Here is a 19,923-nt window from a genome sequence, read left to right as displayed (position 1 = left end):
CATATAACCGCAGGTTCACATATTAAGGATCTATAATGGAAAATTACGCTAGGTTTTGTAAGCCATTGCTTACCCGTGCATTGGTTTCTATTGGTTTAGACAAAACTTATCATCGGGCTTCGGGCAATTTTTTGTATTACAAAGATGAACAGGATCAGGAAATACCCGTATTAGATCTTTTAGGAGGATATGGTGCGACATTGCTTGGCCACAATTCCCTTCTTATCAGAGAAAGAATTAAGCACTATCTTGATGAAGAGATACCGGTTCATAACCAGTTTTCCATCAGAAAGCCTGCGGCCGTCTTGGCAGAAAGATTGAATGAATTACTGAAGGAAGAAACTGCGACCAGCGGCGATTTTGTGTTCTGCTTTACCAGCACAGGAGCAGAATCGATGGAAGTTGCGCTGAAAAGTGTCGAATTCACACGTAATGCAGAGCTTGTAGCCTTGGAGCAAGAGGTTGCACAGGCTACTGCTAAATTAAACGGTGAGTCAGTGATTGCGCTGACAGATGAGCAGTACCAGCAGCTGCAACTGGAGGAAAAGGCTTCTGCCCAAGATATCCAACGTGCGTTGACTGCATTCAACCAGAGTCGGTTAGATTCAAAGCCAACATTTCTTGCCCTTGAACATGCCTTTCATGGAAAAATGATAGTAACGGCGAACTGTACACACGGTATTATGTATCGTGATTACTTGAAGCGTCTGAAAATAAACACTTATTTCCTTTCCACTGAGAAACTGTCTGAGTTTGTTGAGATGGGAGAGAAAGCCAATGACATTCTGAATGGTTGGTTATGGCTGCCACAGGAAGAAAATGACCGGATTATCCTGACGAAAAAGAAATTTAGAACCGTTGCCGCATTGTTGATAGAACCCGTTCAGGGAGAGGGGGGCGTTTACCCACTTAGTGCAGAGCAGGTAAGCGGAGTTAATCAACTAAAACAGATTATTAGATGTCCAATCATTGCGGATGAAGTGCAGGCTGGATCTGGGCGGTGTGGGTTTCTGGTGGCATCCAGTGATGTGGGTATTCATGCTGATTATTATGTCCTTTCCAAAGCATTGGGTGGAGGGTACGCCAAAATCGGGGTTGTTGCGATCCGTCAGGAGAGTTTTACTCCGGGGTTTGATTTAATTCAAAGCTCAACGTTTGGTGAGGATGATTTTTCCTGCCGAGTGGCTTTGGACTATATAAACTTACTGCATGCTGATCAGCGCCAGTTACTTAAGCAAGTCACCCAACTGGGGGAAGAGTTCAAGGTACGGCTCCATGCCCTGAAAGAAGACTACCCCGATATTATTCGAGATGTGCGCGGAAAAGGGCTGATCTGGGGGGTAGAATTCCATGATGTAGATGATTCAGATTCTTACATTTTGCAAAATATCGCTGTTCAGGGCAGCCTGGGCTATGTCATCAGTGGTTATTTGCTGTGCGGCAGCCATATCCGTGTTGCACCTTCAGGTAGTGCGTCCAATGTGATCCGTATGGAACCCTCTGTTTTTCTGGAACTTCGGGATATTGTCCGGTTTGTGGATGAGCTTGCCAAAGTTTGTCTGGCGATTCGCCATGCCAATGCAGGGTTCATTGTGGCCCCTATCCTTGGGAAGTTGAATCAATCCACTCCTGCTGATTATCGTAGCAGGGAAGTGGGCCAACAAAATGGCAGTGCAGCAAATTATAAGGCGGCGTTCATTAACCATCTGATTTCTGCAGACTGGCTCAGAGAAGTTGATCCCTCTTTCAGCATTTTCAGCGATGAAGAATTGGAATCGTTTGTCGAGAGCACCAGCTTTAATCTGGCGACTAAACCTTTCAAACCCGCACGTATAAGCTCGGTTAATGGGCAGTCGGTAGACTTTACGCTGTATCCGATTCCTGTGACATCAAAAATGATTAAGGCTGCACTGGCCCAAAATGATTTGGCGCGGTTGAGGCATGAAATTGATGTTCGTATTGCTCAAGCTGTGGAGTCTGGCAATACGGTAGTTGGGTTGGGGATGTTTACATCGATTATTACCAATAATGGTAAGTCAGTGAAAAATAACCAGATAGGTATAACGACCGGTAATGCTTTGACTGTGGGGATTGGGATTGAAGCCTTGCAAAGAAGTACATCGCATCGGGATATCACTCAAATGCGGCTTGCGGTGATTGGTGGCGCAGGGAATATCGGTCGGGTTTATGCAGAAATTTTGGGGCCACAATATCAGGAAATGGTGCTGATAGGCAGTAATAATCAGGGTTCAGTGAGAAAACTGAATGAAGTGAAATACCATATTTATCAATATATCTATGAACAATTTATTGTCAATAAACAGCCGTTAATGGGTGGGTTGGCACAAAGGATCGTGGATTGTCTTGCATTGATGCCAGATGATGACTTTATTAGCCAGTTCAATGAGGGTAAAACCAGCATAGGTGAAGCTATTGATCACTATCTGGTTCAGCATTATCCCGATCAGATATTTATCCATATTTCTCAGAGTATTTCTGATATTGAGCACAGTGATGTCATTGTGTGTGCCGCCAATGCCTCAGAAGCCTTTATATCGGTAGACCAGATAAAGCGGGATGCGATCGTTTGTGATATTTCTGTGCCGCATAACCTTTCCGATGATGATTTGAGGACCCGACCGGATATCAAAATACTGCGGGGAGGAATTGTCCAGACTCCTCATCATGACAGTCTAGATCCGCGGGTCAGGGCCTATTTGGGAGAAGGTCAGCTTTATGCCTGCATGACGGAAACCATTTTGCTGGCGTTGGAACAGCATAAAGATAATTTTTCATACGGAAATATCTCTACCCATCAAGTTCTCGACATTATGGCGATCGCGAGGAAACACCATTTCACCCTATCGGATATCAAAGAGAATTCTAGCTTATGAGTGAAAACACACAGGTAGGGCAAGACACCGTAAAAAAATGTGCCATCGTAACGGGAGGCAGTAAGGGCATTGGCCGGGCAATAGTGCTAAGTCTGTTGGAGAAGGGATATCGGGTCGCGTTTTGTTATCGAAATGAAATGCCTCAAACAGCCGATTTTATCGCTGAAGTGACACACGATTATCCCGACGTACTGCCAATCAGAGCCGATCTTGCCAAAGCGGAAGATGTCAGCACATTTATTAATACCGTGAGTGAGGCGTTTGGCCGAATTGATCTTCTGGTCAATAACGCAGGGATTACCAGAGATGGATTGTTGGCCACAATGGAAACCAAAGATATTGAACTACTGATAAATAACAATTTATTGAGCTATATCTTGTGTAGCCGTGAAGTATTGAAAGTGATGATACCTCAGCGTAGTGGGCATATTATCAATATCTCGTCGATTTCAGCCAAAAGGCCCAATAAAGGTCAGTCAATTTATGCGGCCACCAAAGGCGGAATAGAATCATTGACGCGGGCACTTGCTGTTGAAGTCGCAGCCAAGAATATTCGGGTGAATGCGGTTGCACCAGGCATTATTCAGACGGAAATGTCGGAATCATTATTAAAGACACATAAAGAATTAATTAATAACAAGGTATTACTTAAACGAGTTGGCACTGTCAGAGAAATTACCTCGTCGGTACATTTTCTTATAGAGAATAATTACATAACGGGGGAAGTGATTAATGTCAATGGTGGAATTGCATTAAGCTAACAGAAGGAAGTTTGATGTTAACATTTATTGTCACAGGCGCGGCTAGTGGAATTGGATACGTCGTTTGCCAGAAACTTGTTGTAGCCGGATATTATGTCATTGCAATTGATATTGAACATGATGGATTAAATCAACTGGTGGAACAGTCACCAGAATATATTAAAGCAATCCAGATTGATTTAACTGATGAAAACGCAATAATTAATGAAGTGTTCCCTTTGATTAAGAGTGGTAACTTACAGGGAATCGTAATCAGTCATGGTAAAGATAATAGCAATGATATTGGGCAGAGTGATATCTGGGATTCGATATTAGCAACCAATTTATATTCAACACAACGCCTATTATCGCATGTTGTACCTGAAATCCTCCTTGGAGGCAGGGTTGTGGTTATTTCTTCTATTCTTGGTAAAGCGGGAAAGAAACATAATAGTGCTTATTCTGCATCGAAACATGCCTTACTGGGGCTAACAAAGTCACTGGCCTTGGATTTGGCAGAACGGCAGATTACCGTCAATGCTGTCTTGCCTTCTTGGGTGGATACGCCGATGCTAGTGAAGGGGTTAGAGCCGCAGGCAAAATTGCTTGGCTGTTCAACATCAGCCCTGCTTAAACGCATTGAAAAACGTATTCCATTGCGGCGTTTGGTCAGCCCGCAGGATGTTGCCAATACAGTCATGTTTTTCATTTCTCACGATGCTTCCATGATCACAGCCCAAGGATTGGTCATTGATGGTGGAGATAGTTGTGGAGCGTAAATGCTATTCCAGTCTATTGTGAATAAGTGCTATTGATAATGTTGCTTAGATGAACTCGCTTTTTATTAAGCGGGTTCATCTTTATGATGATATCTATCAATATAATTTTTGTTCCTTTAAGGAAATATTAAACATGAAACATATGATTATTTATGCCCACCCTAATCCAAAAAGTTTTAATCATGCTATCAAAGAAAAGATTATTAGCGAAATAGGTAATAAGGGTGAGGAATATAGTTTTATTTCCCTCTATGATGAAAAATTTAATCCTGTGCTTGCCAGTTCAGATTTTGAAGCTCTGCATCGTGGAGAAGTATTACCCGATGTAGCGAAAAGTCAGTCTATGATTAAAGAAGCCGATCATCTTATTTTTATTTATCCTATTTGGTGGTTTGGTCAGCCAGCTATTCTTAAGGGATGGATAGACCGGGTCTTTTCCAATGGCTTTGCTTACTATGAAGATGACAAAATATTTACCCCTTTTCTGACAGACAAATCCGCAACGGTGTATGTCACGTTGGGTACGGCAAAAGAAGTGTTGGTTCAGAATGACATGGAGATAGATAACTTCATGCGTGACATGACACTTGGAACGCTGGGATTAGTGGGTATTTATCCTGTGAATGTTGTGCCTTTCTATGCCATTCCCACAATCAGTGATGGAGAAAGAAATTCTATGCTGGAATCGATTGTTATTTAATCCAGCTCAAAATCAATTTCAAGTGTTACATCGGGTGCCAAATCTGCCGGTTTGGGACCAACCGAACTGGCACGAGCGATGGCATCCAGCGCGGCATCATCCAGTACGCTGTTGCCAGAGGAGTTAATCACTCTGGCAGCCGTGAATGAACCGTCATTAAGCAGAGTAAAACCAATGGTCACTGTGCCTTCTTGTTTCATTCGCTTTGCTTTACGGGGATAACGTTTGTGGCTTTCAACTTCTTGCTTGAGTCTTGATGGGTAATTATCCAGTGCGCTATTGCCCTGACCCACCAGAGGCTGTGTAGTTGCGGCTCGGCTCATGCTACTTTGTGAATTGATCTGATCGGTGCCGTTGGTTTCAAGTTCCTCATTACTGTCTTTCTGAACTTGTGGTGATGGCGCTGATTTTTTTTCTGCCTTCTCCTGCGGCTTTTCTTTCTGCGGTTTTTGGCGTTTTTGCGGTTTGACGGATTCCAGTGGTTTTTCCAGCTTGTTTTCGGCCTGAACCGCTTTATCCAGAGCAATTTCTGGCTTTGTCGGCGATTCAGGCGCGGTGATCAACGGTGGCGGAGGAGAGACAGGCTCTGGTTCATTCGCCCATGATGAAGCGGCTACCATCGTGATGGAAAGCCCCGTTAAGGGCGAACTTTGGTTTACATGATGAGCGCTGTCATCATATGAGGCATGTCGATTGAACAGCCATATCAGACTGATATGCAATAAAATGGCAATCAGGATACCAACCAGAAGTTGCTTTCCGGGCAGAAGCGGAAAATGGTTGGCTGGGCTTTCCAATATGGCTGTGTTAGTCATATCATCCTCTAAAACTGGCTGGTAATACTGAGTTTAAAGGTTCTCCCCGGCGCAGGTATCATGGAGCGCGTCAGAGGATCGAGATAGTAGCGATTGGTTAAGTTCGTTCCGGTCAGTTCCATCGATAGGGTTGGCGTGATCTGGTAGCTAACATAGGCATCAACGGTGAGAACCGGATTCCAGCGCATTGGGTTATTTGACTGGCCTTTATAGACATCGGGTAATGTTTCCATCAACCATTTTTCGTCTTTGTTTTCTGCTTTGCTGTGGTAAAGTATCCGGCTGCCCAGCTCCAGCTTCTCATCAAACAGGCGCCCGCCGACAGTCAGATTCGCTGAATATCGGGGCTGAATGGAAGTACGCAGATAGCCTCCCGCAAAACCGCCATCAATACATTCTGGTATATCGTGGCGATTCAATGAATTCATTCTCAATGAAGAATTGTTGTCGCACACTTTATTTTTCAGGTTGTAGGTTAATCCCATATCGGTAAAGAAACTGCCATTGTCGTAACGCGCCTGTAGTTCCAGACCGGCAATTTTCTGTTTGTCCATTTGGGAAAACTCATAGGTGTTATCCCGGTCAAACACATTTTCAATCACGATGTTGTAGTAAGACATTTTGATATCGGCATGGCGTTCTGCATCAACCAACTGGCTGAAATCATAGACGAACCCCACTTCAGTGGTTTTGGCGCGTTCGGGTTTGAATTTCTGGCCTACGCGATTGCCTTTGTTACCGGAGAAACCCACAGTATCTTCAAAAATACTGGGCATTCTGACGGCTTCGGCATAGCGAGTATAGATCCGGAAATCGTCTGTAATATAGGCCGTGGCAGAGAAAGTGGGCGCCCACGCGTGATCTTTGCGTTTAGAGGCCGGTTCCCAAGGATCGTCAACATTAGAGCCAGATATAACATTTGCTGCACTAGCTCTTGCGCCGTATTCGTATTTATAGGCTTCTTTACCACTTATTGGGTCGATAACCTTTTCATTCATATCGAGTTGGCCATTGAAGTAAGGGTTATCGCTTTTATTGAGCTTGCCACTGCTGGAATCGTAAAGCCAAGTGAATTTTTCGCTAACCATCCGGCGTGTATGTTCATCGCGATCGGTTTTAGAATTTATTTCTTCTGCTTTATGACGTAATTCTTTTTTTTCTTTCCTGCTAAGTTTGGAATAATATTCATCATCCCATCTTTTCTTGAAATAAGAGGCTTCTTCTTCTGTCGGCGTTCGCCAATAACTCATTTCATGTCCGATGGTTTCCTTCTCTTTTTGATAACGATCATCTCTTGCGGCACGTCGCTCATTGAGCAAATGATCTTGAGACCAATAGGAAACGCGTTTGGCACCTGCGCTCAATGCCAGCCATGAAGTCGGCCGCCAGTCAAAGTTAAAGGCGAGATTGATTTCCTGACGCTGTCCTTTCCGTGCTGGCGACTGGAAAAAGTACAGATTGGTGGAATTATAGTCATCATTGGAGTTAAGGCGTTCGTGCTGGAAATTCCCCATCAAGGTCAGATCCAGATAGCGAGTTAGTTCAAATTTATTGGAGATATCTATACCCCAGCGATTATTTTGGGAATTGGTGATAGCTGTATCTATCAGTGTGCCATTGATATTGGAGTCCCTACTTCCGACTTTGACATCCTTTTCCCAATTAAAATCTCTATTGATTGGAGATCGCGGGTATCCACCCGCGGTGTTTGTGTTGCTGGTGGTGCGGGTTATCCACAAGTTTATGTCGAAATCGACATAGGGGTTATCGGTAGGCTGCCATTTATAGGTCAGGTTGGCGGCTTGCTGATGGACATTGGCTAATGGCCACTGAGGAACCATATTCTCTTCGGGTTTAATCCAGCCCAAGCGTGAAGGCATAATATCGCCAAATTCCATACGGGTATTGCGAAAACCCAGCTGTAGAGCCTGATCATCGGTGAAACGCCAAGTGTTCTTGATTAATACGGAACTCATCTCACTGGAAGTATTAGGGACTTCATTGCCGGGTTGATAGATACGGGCGGCAAACGGAAGATAAGGATCTAATGTCGTTCGAACATCCTTCATCAGTTGCCTGTCGGTTTCTGTAATAGGGTTGTCATAACGATGAGCACCGCCTTTGCCGGCAAAATAGTTTCCCTGACGTCGGTAGCTATAAGCCAACATCAGATCGAAATATTCCTGCCGTGTTCCTAATGCGACCCGGAAAGCATTATCTTTGAATCCGGGAAATTTATTGTCTTTTGACGAATGAGGGGTGATTTTTAATTCAGGATCAGTTTCGACACCGTTTTGGATAAAGTCGGGAACATCGCGGTAGTCTTGTCCCAGTGCCAAAGAAGGCTTGCGTTCCCTAACTGAATTACTGCTGGTTTCTACTTTGGTATTGATGCCAAAAGTTTCCCCTTTTGGCACGACATCATCAATGGTTAATGTTTTGATAACCACGGCTCCGCCGATTGACCCTTTGATGTTGCGGCTCAGGGAGGGGCCTTTTTCAATTTCGATGCTACTGATTAAATTGGGATCAATGTAGTTGCGGTTATTGGCGCCATTATAACCGCGTCCCACTGTAATAGCCTGCTCCGTACCATCAATAGTGACGGGAATGCGCCCTTGCCCCTGAATACCACGGATATTGATATCCAAAGCGCCGCTATTACGGGCATCACCGCTGTAGACACCCACCGCACCTTTAATCAGATCGGCGGGAGACGCCCCTTTATAGCGCTCTATCTGTTCCTTGCCGATATAGATATTGGAGATATCTTTGTCATAGACCGCATCATGACCGGCTTCATCTTTATCACTGTTATCTGTGACACGAATTTTGCCTAAATCCGTCTGCTTGCTTGGAGAAGTGACGGTAGATTTGGGTTCGGCAAACAGGGGGGGGGCTGTCAGCGAAAATGCCAGTGATAGTGCAATTGTAATGGGGGTTAGCTGTATTTTAACTCGGTATGCCATTGATATCCCTTGCCTCAATTTGTCAATCATCATTACGCAAATAGAAAGTCATAACTTATTGATTAAAAATATTTTTCCAGCCTCAATAGTACTTCGTTTTTGTTATAGTTATAGTTGTACAGCCAATTCACACTGCTGTGATTGCGTCGATGGCGGAAAGTGATAGAGGGGGTCATACCCAATATTTCAGCGGCAGGGACTTTAATGACGGCAGTATAGATCTGTTCATTGTCCTGACGTCTGGCGTGGAGTATCGGGTTGTAAGCACCAAAGCGCCGCTCTCGCAGTGTGGCAGACAGTGAGCCATTAATACCGGGGTAGATCTGCCCGGATATGCCTGCCCGGATTCCCCATTGTTGATAGCGATCCGCCGGTTGCGGGTTGTCCCGATAGACCCAGTCACCGCCACCAAATACGACAAATTCTTTGCTGATGGCATGGGATAGAGTGAGATAGGAAGAGGAGAGGTCGCCATTTTTCCAGTGGTAACGCTGCTGATGCCGCAGTTGTTTATGCTCCAGTTCGATATTGAGAGCTGTTTTAGGGCTGAATGTTTGTCTCCATTCCGTTTTGACACCTGTGGCGCGATAATAGGTATCACCCGCCCGTTGTTTATATTCAAACAGGGGGCCAAAAGAGAAATCGTGATTTCTGCTTTTGTAGTTGTAACCGGTGACCAGAAGGAAGGTATTTTCGTTCTCATCGTGGTAATCACGGTAGTTTTCGCCATAAATCAGGCCACGCCCAAAAATGCCGTGATGACCGGAAAGTTGGTAACGTCGGCTTAGGGTGGCGTCATAAGACATTCCCCACTTTTTAATGGCTTTTGGTATATGGAGTTCCTCATAGCAGCCCCCATCAGGCTTATAGGTAAGGCAGGTTGGTTCCTGATCCGGGGACATATTGACATTATCGTTATAGGCATAACCTACCGAAAAAGAGCCACGCCAGTCACTTCTCAATGCTATTGCTTTCAGATAGCTGTTGATATTTTTCAAGACCGTTTCCGGTAACGGGTTCTGTTCACTCAATCCCACAAACAGTTGCTCGGCTTCCCGATTTTTATGATTTTCAAAATAGACACGGGCCAGTTCCAGCTTGATGCGTGTGAAGTCGGGTTGTTGGTTCAGGAGCTTTTGATAATGATAGGCGGCGAGATCCAAATCTCCTTCAAAACGCGCCAGGCCGCCTTGGGCAAAAGAGACCAGCATGACATCATGCCCAGATAGTTTTTGATAAGCCGTCAGAAAACGTCTGACGTCCGGCCACTGTCGATGGTTAGTGGCAAGGTATAGCGCCTGACCGATGTTATTGAGGTTGTTTTCTACCTGAAATGTTTGTCCGTTAATGACAATCGATGAAGCGCCATCCTCAATAAAAATAGGCTCTGGCGTTATCAGATCAGCTTCATTTTCTTGTTGATTGTGCTGCGCCTCCTGCCAGATTTTGCGGTTGGTATCTTCATCAGCATAAACGGGCAGGGAGAGGCATAAGGCCATCAGTGCCGTTAATAATATTGGGGTTGTTATATTGTCAGACATCGAAAAACCAGCTCACAAGGCTCACGTTATTAGAAATAAATAGCCAGAAATCAATAGCGATAAATAAAACGGCAATAAACAAAACAGAGAACAATGCCAAAAATGACATTGCTCTCTGAAACATTAGCAATTACTGTTTCGAACCACCGAAAGCGGTATCTTTAGATTTGTCATCAAATGTGGCATATCCCGTCAGACTGGAAGCGCTGTCACCAAAGAAGTGACCTTGGGTTGTCCCAGCCAGGCCATCAGTTTTAGCGTCGCCTTCAAACTTAGCATCAGCATAGATATCAGCATCAATACTTATTGTCATAGCGGTATTTGCCATTGAGCCGATCAGCGTTTTTTCACCAAAATCTGCTGTTAATGTGCCGGAAAGGGCATTGTCACCGCTGTACTGGTTAATACCGTTCACCACATAGGTAGCTGTACCGTCGGTTGGCATATTGGTGGTAATGTCCTTGCCCGCATAATAAACGGTATGGGTTGTGTCTGTTGCATTACCTGTTTCTGACCATTCGCCAAAGTAAACGTCCGCATTGGCGACTTTGCTGAAATGGAATACGCCCATACCACCGTGAGAGCCGGGTGCGCCTGCCATTGAGATATTATGAATACCATTGCTGTCAGCAGGAGCCATACGGGTTAATCCGGAAAAACCGATGAGCATACCGTCACGAACGGAACTGACACCAATGCCAGGTTCATTACCTGAGCCACCGTGTGGAGCTGAACTCGCTTTGGTGGCACCAACCTTAATGTGAGGTGTAGTGTCTTCTTGACTCTGACCAAATCCAACACTTGCCTGAGCTTGTGCCATAAACCCTAATGCGCCTAAAGCGGCGACTAATACATTGATCTTTTTCATCATTATCCTCATTTAGAATCGGGGGATCCCTCGTTACCCAATCATAAAAACGGCCTGATTTATTGCGCGAAGAAAACCTACACCTTTCAAATGATAATGTAAATGATAATTATTATTATTTATTCTGGGTTTTACAGGGTTTATTAATTAAAATTTGAGTCTAACTTATTAAATTTCGATGCTTTTTGCTGTTTTAGAGTAAGAAAACAACAATCTACTTTTTACTAAAAATGTGACGCAGGTAGATTTAATCACCTGATATTACTGTGTTATTAGTAATGTCGTTTTTTTCAAAAAATCCTTACGTCATTTATTTAATCAAGTTATTTAAACTTTTTCATCAATAAATACCATTATAGAAATTAATGTTTTTAATCTGGCTATATAAGCATTTTTACGTAGATATATCTTCGAATGAAAAATAAAGATAACGTGTTAATCATTTAATATTAGGAATTGAATTTGAGTGGGAATAAATAAATTTAATGATAAATTAAATTTATCATTAAAGGTGGGTATCTTACTGTAATATCGTATATGTGCAATTCTCTGCTTACTAAGTTTAATTTATACCCAATAGATTTAATCGGGGGTAATTATGGACGCTAAAATAATCATTCAATCTGCGGAAGAGAGGGCTGATTTAGACGAACAAATATATGATCTTGTTCGTCATTTATGGCCTTTTTTTATGAATCAAGATCCTGTTGCCCAACAACATTGGGAAAAATTATATGAACCCGATTTCAGTCGCTTCCAGAAATTTGCCATTCTGCAACAAGGGCAGGAAGAGCGCCTTATTGGGTTATTGAATGCCATTCCTTTCCCGTGGGAACCGCACGCTTTGGATCAATTGCCGGATGAAGGATGGGATGCCGTGTATTGCGCAGGAATGGCAGCAAAAGGAAAACAACAGCCGACCCTGCTGTCAGCACTTTCGGTGACCGTTGCCCCTGAATTCCGTGGACATAACGTGCCTGCGTTATTGATCAACAGCGTGAAACAGACTGCCCGTGAAGCGGGATTGCAGGGTTTTGTGGTTCCGGTCAGGCCGAGCCTGAAATGCAGTTATCCCCTGCAAGATTTCGTTCAGTACTGTGAATGGAAAAATGAAAAAGGTGAGCCTTTTGACCCTTGGATCCGCACTCATTGGCGCTTGGGGGCAAAAATCATTAAACCTGCGCTACGCTCCATGGATATTTACGGTACCGTGGCGGAGTGGCAAGAATGGACAGGCATGAAATTCCCACAAAGTGGGGAATATATCATTCCGGGCGGGTTGGTGCCGCTGCTGGTGGATGTTGAAAAACAGATGGGCTACTACATTGAACCCAACTTGTGGATGTTCCACAGTCTTGATTAATCCACCAGACGCCGTGGATGGGTATATACCGTTGCCCGTCCCAGCTTGCAGAAACCCACGAGTGTCAAATTGCATTTCTCCGCGACTTCGATTGCCAGCGAGGTGGCGGCAGAAACAGCAAACAAAATTTCTACACCACACATAGCGGATTTTTGTACCATTTCATAACTGGCGCGACTGGAAACCAATACCGCGCCCTGCCGCCAGCCCGTTTTGGCTCGCATTCCCAATAATTTATCCAGTGCAACATGGCGGCCAACATCCTCACTGCCGCCAAGCAATACCCCTTTAGCATCAATCCAGCCAGCAGCATGCGTACAGCCTGTGATCGCGCCGATTTCCTGAAGACGGGGTAATTGTGCAAGCGCCTGATCAAGATAATCCAATGAAAAAGTCTGGGTGAAAGGCAAGGGGGGCATCGGGCGGAAAATTTCGGCAATCTGTTCGGTGCCACAGATACCACAACCGGTTCTGCCTGCCATGTTGCGTCGGCGTTCTTTTAATTCCGTAAAACGACGGCTGGAAAGTTCGATATGCAGCTCAATACCGCCGTGGCAACTGATTACGGTATCTATGCCGTGAATTTCCTGTGGGGAAGTGATAATGCCTTCCGATAATGAAAAGCCCATCGCGAAATGGTCGAGATCTTTGGGGCTAGCCATCATCACAACATGGGAAATACCGTTGTAGACCAATGCAATCGGGACTTCTTCTGCCACCCAGTCCGGTTTTGGGCTATTCAGCTGGTTTTTTTGTTGCACATTGATGCGAGTGGCTCCGCAAATCTCGTCGATTATTAACCTGTTTCCTGAATTTGCATTATCCATTAGGTGAATTTCCCATCATAATACTGTTTGTGTGGATAAATCGTGAGCGTAGGGAGTTTACACGATTTAAACGCATGATGTTGATGACAGACAGAATCCATAATGAAAAGAAAAACATTCATAAATCTAGGCCTAAAATTGCATACCTACGGGTTTTCCGTCAGGGCATGTGTTAATGAGCAATGTGAGTGAGGAGATCCCCATGCAAGTCAGCAGAAGGCAGTTCTTTAAGATCTGCGCTGGTGGTATGGCGGGTACGACGGCAGCCGCGCTGGGTTTTATCCCAACCGCCGCGCTTGCACAAACACGTAACTATAAATTATTGCGTGCGCGTGAAACCCGGAATACCTGCACATACTGCTCTGTCGGCTGTGGGCTGTTGATGTACAGCCTCGGTGATGGCGCCAAAAATGCCAAAGCAACTATTTTCCATATCGAAGGGGACCCGGATCACCCTGTAAACCGTGGCGCCCTCTGCCCTAAAGGGGCTGGGCTGGTGGATTTTGTCCACAGCAAAAACCGCCTGCACTATCCGGAATATCGTGCCCCAGGCTCCAATCAATGGCAGCGGATAAGCTGGCATGACGCTTTCGACCGCATCGCGAAACTGATGAAACAAGACCGCGATGCCAATTTCATCAAAACCAACAATGACGGTGTTGAGGTTAACCGCTGGCTGACAACGGGGATGCTTTGCGCCTCCGCCGCCAGTAATGAAACCGGCTATTTGACACAAAAATTCACTCGCGCTCTCGGCATGCTGGCCGTAGACAACGAGGCGTGTGTCTGACACGGACCAACGGTAGCAAGTCTTGCTCCAACATTTGGTCGCGGTGCGATGACCAACCACTGGGTGGATATTAAGAACGCGAACCTGATTGTCGTGATGGGTGGGAATGCCGCTGAAGCGCATCCTGTCGGTTTCCGCTGGGCAATGGAAGCCAAAATTCACAACAACGCTAGACTGATAGTGATCGATCCACGTTTTACCCGTACGGCATCCGTGGCGGATTTCTATACGCCAATTCGTTCCGGTACGGATATTACCTTCCTGTCAGGTGTGATTTTATACCTGATGAACAATGAAAAGATTAACCGCGAATACGTCGAGGCTTACACCAATGCCAGCCTGATCGTACGGGAAGACTTCTCATTCGATGATGGCCTGTTCAGCGGCTATGATGCGGAAAACCGCCGCTACGACAAAACCACATGGAACTACGCGCTGGATGAAAACGGTTTTGCCAAACGCGACAAAACCCTGAGCCATCCACGTTGTGTCTGGAATCTGCTGAAAGAGCACGTTAGTCGCTATACGCCGGATGTGGTGACCGATATCTGTGGTACACCGAAAGAGGATTTCCTCAAGGTGTGTGAATATCTGGCTGAAACCAGCGTAAAAGACAAAACCGCGACTTTCCTGTATGCACTGGGCTGGACGCAGCACTCTGTCGGCGCACAGAACATTCGGACTATGGCAATCATCCAACTGTTGCTCGGTAATATGGGCATGGCTGGCGGTGGCATCAATGCGCTGCGTGGTCACTCCAATATTCAGGGGCTGACAGATTTGGGGCTGCTGTCCCAAAGCCTGCCGGGTTATCTCTCCCTGCCATCGGAAAAACAGACCGATCTGCAAACCTACTTGCAGGCCAATACCCCGAAATCCACTGTCCCGGGGCAGGTCAACTACTGGGGTAATTATCCCAGATTCTTTGTCAGCCTGATGAAGAGTTTCTACGGCGATCATGCCCACAAAGAGAATGACTGGGGCTTCGATCTGTTGCCGAAATGGGATAAACCGTATGACGTCCTGCAATATTTTGAAATGATGTCGCAAGGGGAAGTGAACGGCTATATCTGTCAGGGATTCAACCCGATAGCATCGTTCCTGCACAAGAACAAAGTGGTGGCCGCGTTGTCGAAACTGAAATTCTTGGTCACGGTTGACCCACTCAGCACTGAAACCGCCTCATTCTGGCAGAACCACGGCGAGTTTAACGATGTTGATCCTTCTTCCATTCAGACCGAAGTCTTCCGTCTGCCCTCCTGCTGTTTTGCGGAAGAAAACGGCTCGATAGTCAACTCTGCCCGTTGGCTGCAATGGCACTGGAAAGGTGCGGATGCGCCGGGGGAAGCGATCAGTGATGGCGAAATTTTGTCTGGGATCTTCAAGCGCATGCGGGATATGTACCTTGAAGAAGGCGGGGCTTTTCCTGAACAGGTGTTGAACATGACATGGGATTATTTTGATGCCGATAATCCAACGCCAGAAGAAGTCGCGCAGGAAAGCAATGGTCGAGCCTTAGTTGATTTGCTGGATGCCAACGGCAATGTGCTGGTGAAGAAAGGGCAACAACTCTCATCCTTTGCACAACTGCGTGATGATGGAACTACCGCCAGTGGCTGCTGGATTTTCGCTGGAAGCTGGACACCGGAAGGCAATCAGATGGCGCGTCGCGATAATGCTGATCCGTCGGGCATCGGTAATACGCTCGGTTGGGCGTGGGCGTGGCCGCTGAACCGCCGCATCCTGTACAACCGCGCTTCTGCCGATCCACAGGGCAAACCGTGGGACGCTAAACGCCAGTTGATTGCGTGGGAGGGTGATAAATGGAGCGGAGTTGATATCCCTTACTACAGCAATGCGGCACTGGGAACCGATGTCGGGCCATTTATCATGCAGCCTGAAGGTATGGGGCGCCTGTTTGCCATCGACAAAATGGCGGAAGGGCCATTCCCTGAGCATTACGAACCATTTGAGACGCCGCTGGGAACCAACCCGCTGCATCCGAATGTCATTTCCAATCCGGCTGCCCGTATCTTCAAGAGTGATTTTGAATCCTTGGGTAAGGCAGACAAATTCCCTTATGTAGGCACCACTTACCGTCTGACCGAACATTTCCACTTCTGGACGAAACATGCGTTGCTGAACGCCATTGCCCAGCCGGAGCAATTTGTGGAAATTGGTGAACGGTTGGCGGCGGAGAAAGGCATTAAACAGGGGGATACCGTCAAAGTCAGTTCCAATCGCGGCTATATCAAAGCAAAAGCGGTGGTGACGAAGCGTATCCGAACCCTGAATGTGCATGGCCGTGAAGTGGATACTATCGGTATTCCCATTCACTGGGGCTTTGAAGGTGCGGCGAAAAAAGGTTTTCTGGCGAATACCCTGACGCCGTTTGTCGGTGATGCCAACACGCAGACACCGGAATTCAAGGCATTTCTGGTCAATGTGGAAAAGGTGTAGAGGAGAAAAGTCATGTCGTTGCAAACTCAAGACATCATTCGTCGCTCTGCCACCAGCTCTCTGACCCCCGCACCCCGTGTGCGGGATCACCAGCAGGAAGTGGCAAAACTGATCGATGTCACGACCTGTATTGGTTGTAAAGCCTGTCAGGTAGCTTGTTCAGAATGGAATGACATTCGTGATGAAGTCGGCCATAACGTCGGCGTTTATGACAATCCGGCCGATCTGACAGCGAAGTCATGGACGGTGATGCGATTTTCTGAAGTTGAGGAACATGGCAGGCTGGAATGGCTGATCCGCAAAGATGGTTGTATGCACTGTGCCGATCCGGGCTGTCTGACAGCCTGCCCTGCGGAAGGGGCGATTATCCAGTATGCCAACGGGATTGTGGATTTTCAGTCAGAACACTGCATCGGCTGTGGTTACTGCATTGCTGGCTGCCCGTTCGACGTGCCGCGTATTAACAAGGAAGACAATCGGGCATACAAATGTACCCTGTGCGTTGACCGTGTGGGCGTAGGGCAGGAGCCTGCCTGTGTGAAAACCTGTCCGACAGGCGCGATTCATTTCGGCAGTAAGCAGGATATGAAAGAATTGGCGGCGGAACGGGTGGAAGAGTTGAACGGGCGCGGTTATGACAATGCGGGTTTGTACGATCCAGAAGGCGTAGGGGGAACGCACGTCATGTACGTTCTGCATCATGCCAATAAGCCGCAGCTTTATCATGGCCTGCCGGATAACCCGACCATCAGCCCGACGGTGACATTCTGGAAAGGCATTTGGAAGCCTCTGGCGGCGATAGGTTTTGCCGCGACTTTTGCCGCCTCCATTTTTCATTATGTCGGAATTGGTCCGAATCGCGTATCGGAAGAAGAGGAAGATAGTGCGCGCAAGGATGTTGAATCTTCAGCCAATGAGGAAGAACAGCAATGAAAAAGCGCAACGATATCATTATCCGTCATTCCCCGATTGAACGAATCAATCACTGGGCCGTCGTTATTGTCTTCTTGTTCACCGCCATCAGTGGTTTAGGATTTTTCTTCCCTTCGTTGAACTGGATGATGAATATCTTTGGTACACCGCAGTTGTCACGGATACTGCACCCGTTTGCCGGCTCCGTGATGTTTTTCCTGTTTGTCTTTATGTTTTTCAGATATTTCAAACATAACATGCTCGACAGGGATGACATTGAGTGGGCGAAGCATGTTCACAACGTGCTGCGTAATGAGGAAGCCGGAGATACCGGCCAGTATAATCTCGGGCAGAAAGGCATTTACTGGTCTGTCAGTGCTTGCCTGTTCCTGCTGCTGGTCAGTGGCATCATCATCTGGCGTCCTTACTTCGCGGAATACTTTTCGATTCCGCTGATTCGCATTGCTTTGCTGGTGCACTCGCTGTCAGCCATCGGCCTGATCCTGACCATTATCGTCCATGCTTATGCGGCATTCTGGGTCAAGGGTTCGGTGCGGGCAATGGTGGAAGGCTGGGTTACGCGCGGCTGGGCGAAGAAACACCATCCGCGCTGGTATCGTGAGATTTTGAAAGAAGAACAGCAGAAAGAGAAAGAATAAATGTGAGGCAGGGTACCAAACAGATTGTTGAAACATATCCAAATGATTTAGTCACCTCGTCTCAGCTGCGTGCATTAGGGTTCAACATTCCACTGACAAAACGGTATTTAGAATTCGCAGCTGATGCATTAGAACAGGAAATTGGCGAAAACGGTCGATATCAGCTGGTAGATAATTCTCCAAATATCATTATTCAGGACGAGGAACTGGAGACTGACATCATTGATAATGAATCCATTGAGGATGATGAGATAGAAATTAATGATGATACTGCCGAGAACGGATATGAACCAGAACAGGAGCCTGAACCTAATTCAGAATCTGAGGAAAAACTGGAACAGATAGAACAACCAGAATCAGCAGAACGCCCACGATTTTCTGCACCACATCGCCGTAACGATGGTCAGTGGATAGTTAGATTCGAATATAGTGGACAAAATTACTCATGGGTTGGTCAGGCGGACAACCTGAAAGATGTGATGATTCAGGCGTGGCTTGCGAATTTCGTTTATTTCGATTATACTAACAAAAATATTAACACTGGGTATATAAATATGAACAACACAACTTTAACCAGCTTGAATCTTCCAGCACAACATGAGATTGAAATCGCAATGCGTGGCCAACGAGAGCTGGCCACGTTTCTTTCTACTAAATCCGAAACTCAGCAGATTATCATTAACGGTGCTGATAACGTGTCGCACCAAATTGAACTGCCTACCTCGGTATTAACCATGCTGATGAATATACTGGGTGAACTGGCGGTAGGCAACGCCGTACAAATTGTACCAGTACATGCTGAACTAACGACGCAGGAAGCTGCGAATATAATGAATGTATCGCGTCCTCATATGATTAAATTATTAGAGGACGGGAAATTACCTCATCATAAAACAGGGCGGCATCGTCGAGTGTTATTCGCCGACCTGATGGAATACAAAAAGAAACGTGATGCTGACAGCATAGCTGCTATGCAAGAGCTTGCTGCTCAGGCGCAAGAACTTAACTTGGGCTATTGACAGATGCAGCACTCTCCCTATCCAGCCGTACTTGATGCATGTGTTTTATACCCGGCAAGATTGCGCGATTTACTTATGCATTTAGGGCTGGCTGGTTTGTACCAACCCAAATGGTCGGACACTATTCAGGACGAATGGAAGCGAAATTTACTAAAACAGCGCAGTGATATAAAGCCCGAAGTACTGGAACAAACAACAACATTAATGAATACAGCATTGCCGGATGCTAATGTCACAGGATTTGAACTGTTAATTGAAGGGCTCAGACTACCTGATGAAGACGATCGCCACGTGCTAGCCACAGCCATACGTGCAAATGCAGAAGTCATAGTCACTATGAACTTGAAAGACTTTCCGCCCAAGATTTTGGCTGAATTTGATATTGAAGCGCTTCATCCGGACGAGTTTATTTCAGACCTTTTTGACTTAAACCACGCAGCTGCGCTGGAAGCGGTAAGGCAGCAACGTATAGCATTAAAAAATCCACCGATGTCTACGGATGAATTTTTATATACGCAATTAACTTGAAGAGGCGGGTTTTAAAATCTGGAAGTTATCAGTCAACCGAGTGGTGAGCTCTTTCGCTT

Annotated in this window: 15 protein-coding genes and 1 pseudogene; 11 read left to right on the top strand and 5 right to left on the bottom strand. The window is 46.0% G+C overall.

Annotated elements, in window-relative coordinates; all coding sequences use genetic code 11:
- The first annotated feature begins 35 nt into the window (after nucleotides 1-35).
- From NXS07_RS10165 to NXS07_RS10150, 4 genes are all read left to right on the top strand, one after another.
- Nucleotides 36-2,894, top strand: a complete 2,859-nt coding sequence (locus NXS07_RS10165; protein ID WP_038208186.1) for an aminotransferase class III-fold pyridoxal phosphate-dependent enzyme — start codon at nucleotides 36-38, stop codon at nucleotides 2,892-2,894.
- Nucleotides 2,891-3,655: an SDR family NAD(P)-dependent oxidoreductase gene (locus NXS07_RS10160; RefSeq protein WP_258086689.1), complete on the top strand. Its 765-nt coding sequence runs from the start codon at nucleotides 2,891-2,893 to the stop codon at nucleotides 3,653-3,655. The genes NXS07_RS10165 and NXS07_RS10160 overlap by 4 nt, the downstream gene beginning before the upstream one ends.
- Nucleotides 3,656-3,669: 14 nt before the next feature.
- Nucleotides 3,670-4,413 (top strand): SDR family NAD(P)-dependent oxidoreductase, encoded by a 744-nt coding sequence (locus NXS07_RS10155; RefSeq protein ID WP_038194838.1) that lies wholly within the window; start codon nucleotides 3,670-3,672, stop codon nucleotides 4,411-4,413.
- Between the two features lie 133 nt (nucleotides 4,414-4,546).
- Entirely contained in the window at nucleotides 4,547-5,113 is a 567-nt protein-coding gene (locus tag NXS07_RS10150) for an NAD(P)H-dependent oxidoreductase (protein ID WP_258086688.1), read from the top strand.
- On the opposite strand, the gene NXS07_RS10145 is transcribed toward NXS07_RS10150, so the two are convergent.
- The 4 genes from NXS07_RS10145 to NXS07_RS10130 form a co-directional block, all read right to left on the bottom strand.
- Nucleotides 5,110-5,928, bottom strand: a complete 819-nt coding sequence (locus tag NXS07_RS10145) for a TonB family protein (protein WP_038208188.1) — start codon at nucleotides 5,926-5,928, stop codon at nucleotides 5,110-5,112. The genes NXS07_RS10150 and NXS07_RS10145 overlap by 4 nt on opposite strands.
- An 8-nt stretch (nucleotides 5,929-5,936) precedes the next feature.
- Nucleotides 5,937-8,897, bottom strand: coding sequence for a TonB-dependent receptor domain-containing protein (locus NXS07_RS10140; RefSeq protein ID WP_258086687.1), 2,961 nt, complete (start codon nucleotides 8,895-8,897; stop codon nucleotides 5,937-5,939).
- A 62-nt stretch (nucleotides 8,898-8,959) separates the two neighbouring features.
- Entirely contained in the window at nucleotides 8,960-10,438 is a 1,479-nt protein-coding gene (locus tag NXS07_RS10135; protein ID WP_258086686.1) for a surface lipoprotein assembly modifier, read from the bottom strand.
- Nucleotides 10,439-10,568: 130 nt separating this feature from the next.
- Nucleotides 10,569-11,306, bottom strand: a complete 738-nt coding sequence (locus NXS07_RS10130; protein ID WP_258086685.1) for a Slam-dependent surface lipoprotein — start codon at nucleotides 11,304-11,306, stop codon at nucleotides 10,569-10,571.
- Nucleotides 11,307-11,904: 598 nt separating this feature from the next.
- Between NXS07_RS10130 and NXS07_RS10125 the strand changes: the two genes are divergently transcribed.
- Nucleotides 11,905-12,669, top strand: a complete 765-nt coding sequence (locus NXS07_RS10125; protein WP_038223713.1) for a GNAT family N-acetyltransferase — start codon at nucleotides 11,905-11,907, stop codon at nucleotides 12,667-12,669.
- Here NXS07_RS10125 and fdhD read toward each other — a convergent pair.
- Entirely contained in the window at nucleotides 12,666-13,496 is an 831-nt protein-coding gene (gene fdhD / locus NXS07_RS10120; RefSeq protein WP_258086684.1) for a formate dehydrogenase accessory sulfurtransferase FdhD, read from the bottom strand. The genes NXS07_RS10125 and fdhD overlap by 4 nt on opposite strands.
- Nucleotides 13,497-13,698: 202 nt before the next feature.
- On the opposite strand from fdhD, the gene fdnG reads away from it, so the two are divergent.
- From fdnG to NXS07_RS10095, 6 genes and pseudogenes are all read left to right on the top strand, one after another.
- A complete protein-coding gene (fdnG, locus tag NXS07_RS10115) occupies nucleotides 13,699-16,746 on the top strand; it encodes a formate dehydrogenase-N subunit alpha (protein WP_258086683.1) in 3,048 nt (1,015 codons plus the stop codon).
- Between the two features lie 12 nt (nucleotides 16,747-16,758).
- Nucleotides 16,759-17,679 (top strand): formate dehydrogenase subunit beta, encoded by a 921-nt coding sequence (gene fdxH / locus NXS07_RS10110; protein WP_258086682.1) that lies wholly within the window; start codon nucleotides 16,759-16,761, stop codon nucleotides 17,677-17,679.
- On the top strand, nucleotides 17,676-18,317 hold the full coding sequence (gene fdoI, locus NXS07_RS10105; protein WP_258086681.1) for a formate dehydrogenase cytochrome b556 subunit: 642 nt from the start codon (nucleotides 17,676-17,678) through the stop codon (nucleotides 18,315-18,317). Before fdxH ends, fdoI begins: the two co-directional genes overlap by 4 nt.
- A 2-nt stretch (nucleotides 18,318-18,319) precedes the next feature.
- Nucleotides 18,320-18,454 (top strand): annotated as a pseudogene (locus NXS07_RS21825) (hypothetical protein); the annotation flags it as partial.
- A 417-nt stretch (nucleotides 18,455-18,871) separates the two neighbouring features.
- Complete coding sequence (locus NXS07_RS10100) at nucleotides 18,872-19,336, top strand: helix-turn-helix domain-containing protein (protein WP_258086693.1); 465 nt, start codon at nucleotides 18,872-18,874, stop codon at nucleotides 19,334-19,336.
- 3 nt (nucleotides 19,337-19,339) lie between these two features.
- Nucleotides 19,340-19,864, top strand: coding sequence for a PIN domain-containing protein (locus NXS07_RS10095; protein WP_258086680.1), 525 nt, complete (start codon nucleotides 19,340-19,342; stop codon nucleotides 19,862-19,864).
- The last annotated feature ends 59 nt before the right edge of the window (nucleotides 19,865-19,923 follow it).

The organism is Xenorhabdus bovienii (assembly GCF_024721015.1).
Classification (GTDB): domain Bacteria; phylum Pseudomonadota; class Gammaproteobacteria; order Enterobacterales; family Enterobacteriaceae; genus Xenorhabdus; species Xenorhabdus bovienii.
Note: the sequence above shows the minus strand (reverse complement) of the source record. Positions and strands in the feature narration are given on the sequence as shown.

Bases quoted from the DNA above. Each gene is read 5' to 3' on its own strand.
- NXS07_RS10165 (WP_038208186.1), top strand. From the start codon at position 36: ATGGAAAATTACGCTAGGTTTTGTAAGCCATTGCTTACCCGTGCATTG.
- NXS07_RS10160 (WP_258086689.1), top strand. From the start codon at position 2,891: ATGAGTGAAAACACACAGGTAGGGCAAGACACCGTAAAAAAATGTGCC.
- NXS07_RS10155 (WP_038194838.1), top strand. From the start codon at position 3,670: ATGTTAACATTTATTGTCACAGGCGCGGCTAGTGGAATTGGATACGTC.
- NXS07_RS10150 (WP_258086688.1), top strand. From the start codon at position 4,547: ATGAAACATATGATTATTTATGCCCACCCTAATCCAAAAAGTTTTAAT.
- NXS07_RS10145 (WP_038208188.1), bottom strand. From the start codon at position 5,928: ATGACTAACACAGCCATATTGGAAAGCCCAGCCAACCATTTTCCGCTT.
- NXS07_RS10140 (WP_258086687.1), bottom strand. From the start codon at position 8,897: ATGGCATACCGAGTTAAAATACAGCTAACCCCCATTACAATTGCACTA.
- NXS07_RS10135 (WP_258086686.1), bottom strand. From the start codon at position 10,438: ATGTCTGACAATATAACAACCCCAATATTATTAACGGCACTGATGGCC.
- NXS07_RS10130 (WP_258086685.1), bottom strand. From the start codon at position 11,306: ATGAAAAAGATCAATGTATTAGTCGCCGCTTTAGGCGCATTAGGGTTT.
- NXS07_RS10125 (WP_038223713.1), top strand. From the start codon at position 11,905: ATGGACGCTAAAATAATCATTCAATCTGCGGAAGAGAGGGCTGATTTA.
- fdhD (WP_258086684.1), bottom strand. From the start codon at position 13,496: ATGGATAATGCAAATTCAGGAAACAGGTTAATAATCGACGAGATTTGC.
- fdxH (WP_258086682.1), top strand. From the start codon at position 16,759: ATGTCGTTGCAAACTCAAGACATCATTCGTCGCTCTGCCACCAGCTCT.
- fdoI (WP_258086681.1), top strand. From the start codon at position 17,676: ATGAAAAAGCGCAACGATATCATTATCCGTCATTCCCCGATTGAACGA.
- NXS07_RS10100 (WP_258086693.1), top strand. From the start codon at position 18,872: ATGAACAACACAACTTTAACCAGCTTGAATCTTCCAGCACAACATGAG.
- NXS07_RS10095 (WP_258086680.1), top strand. From the start codon at position 19,340: ATGCAGCACTCTCCCTATCCAGCCGTACTTGATGCATGTGTTTTATAC.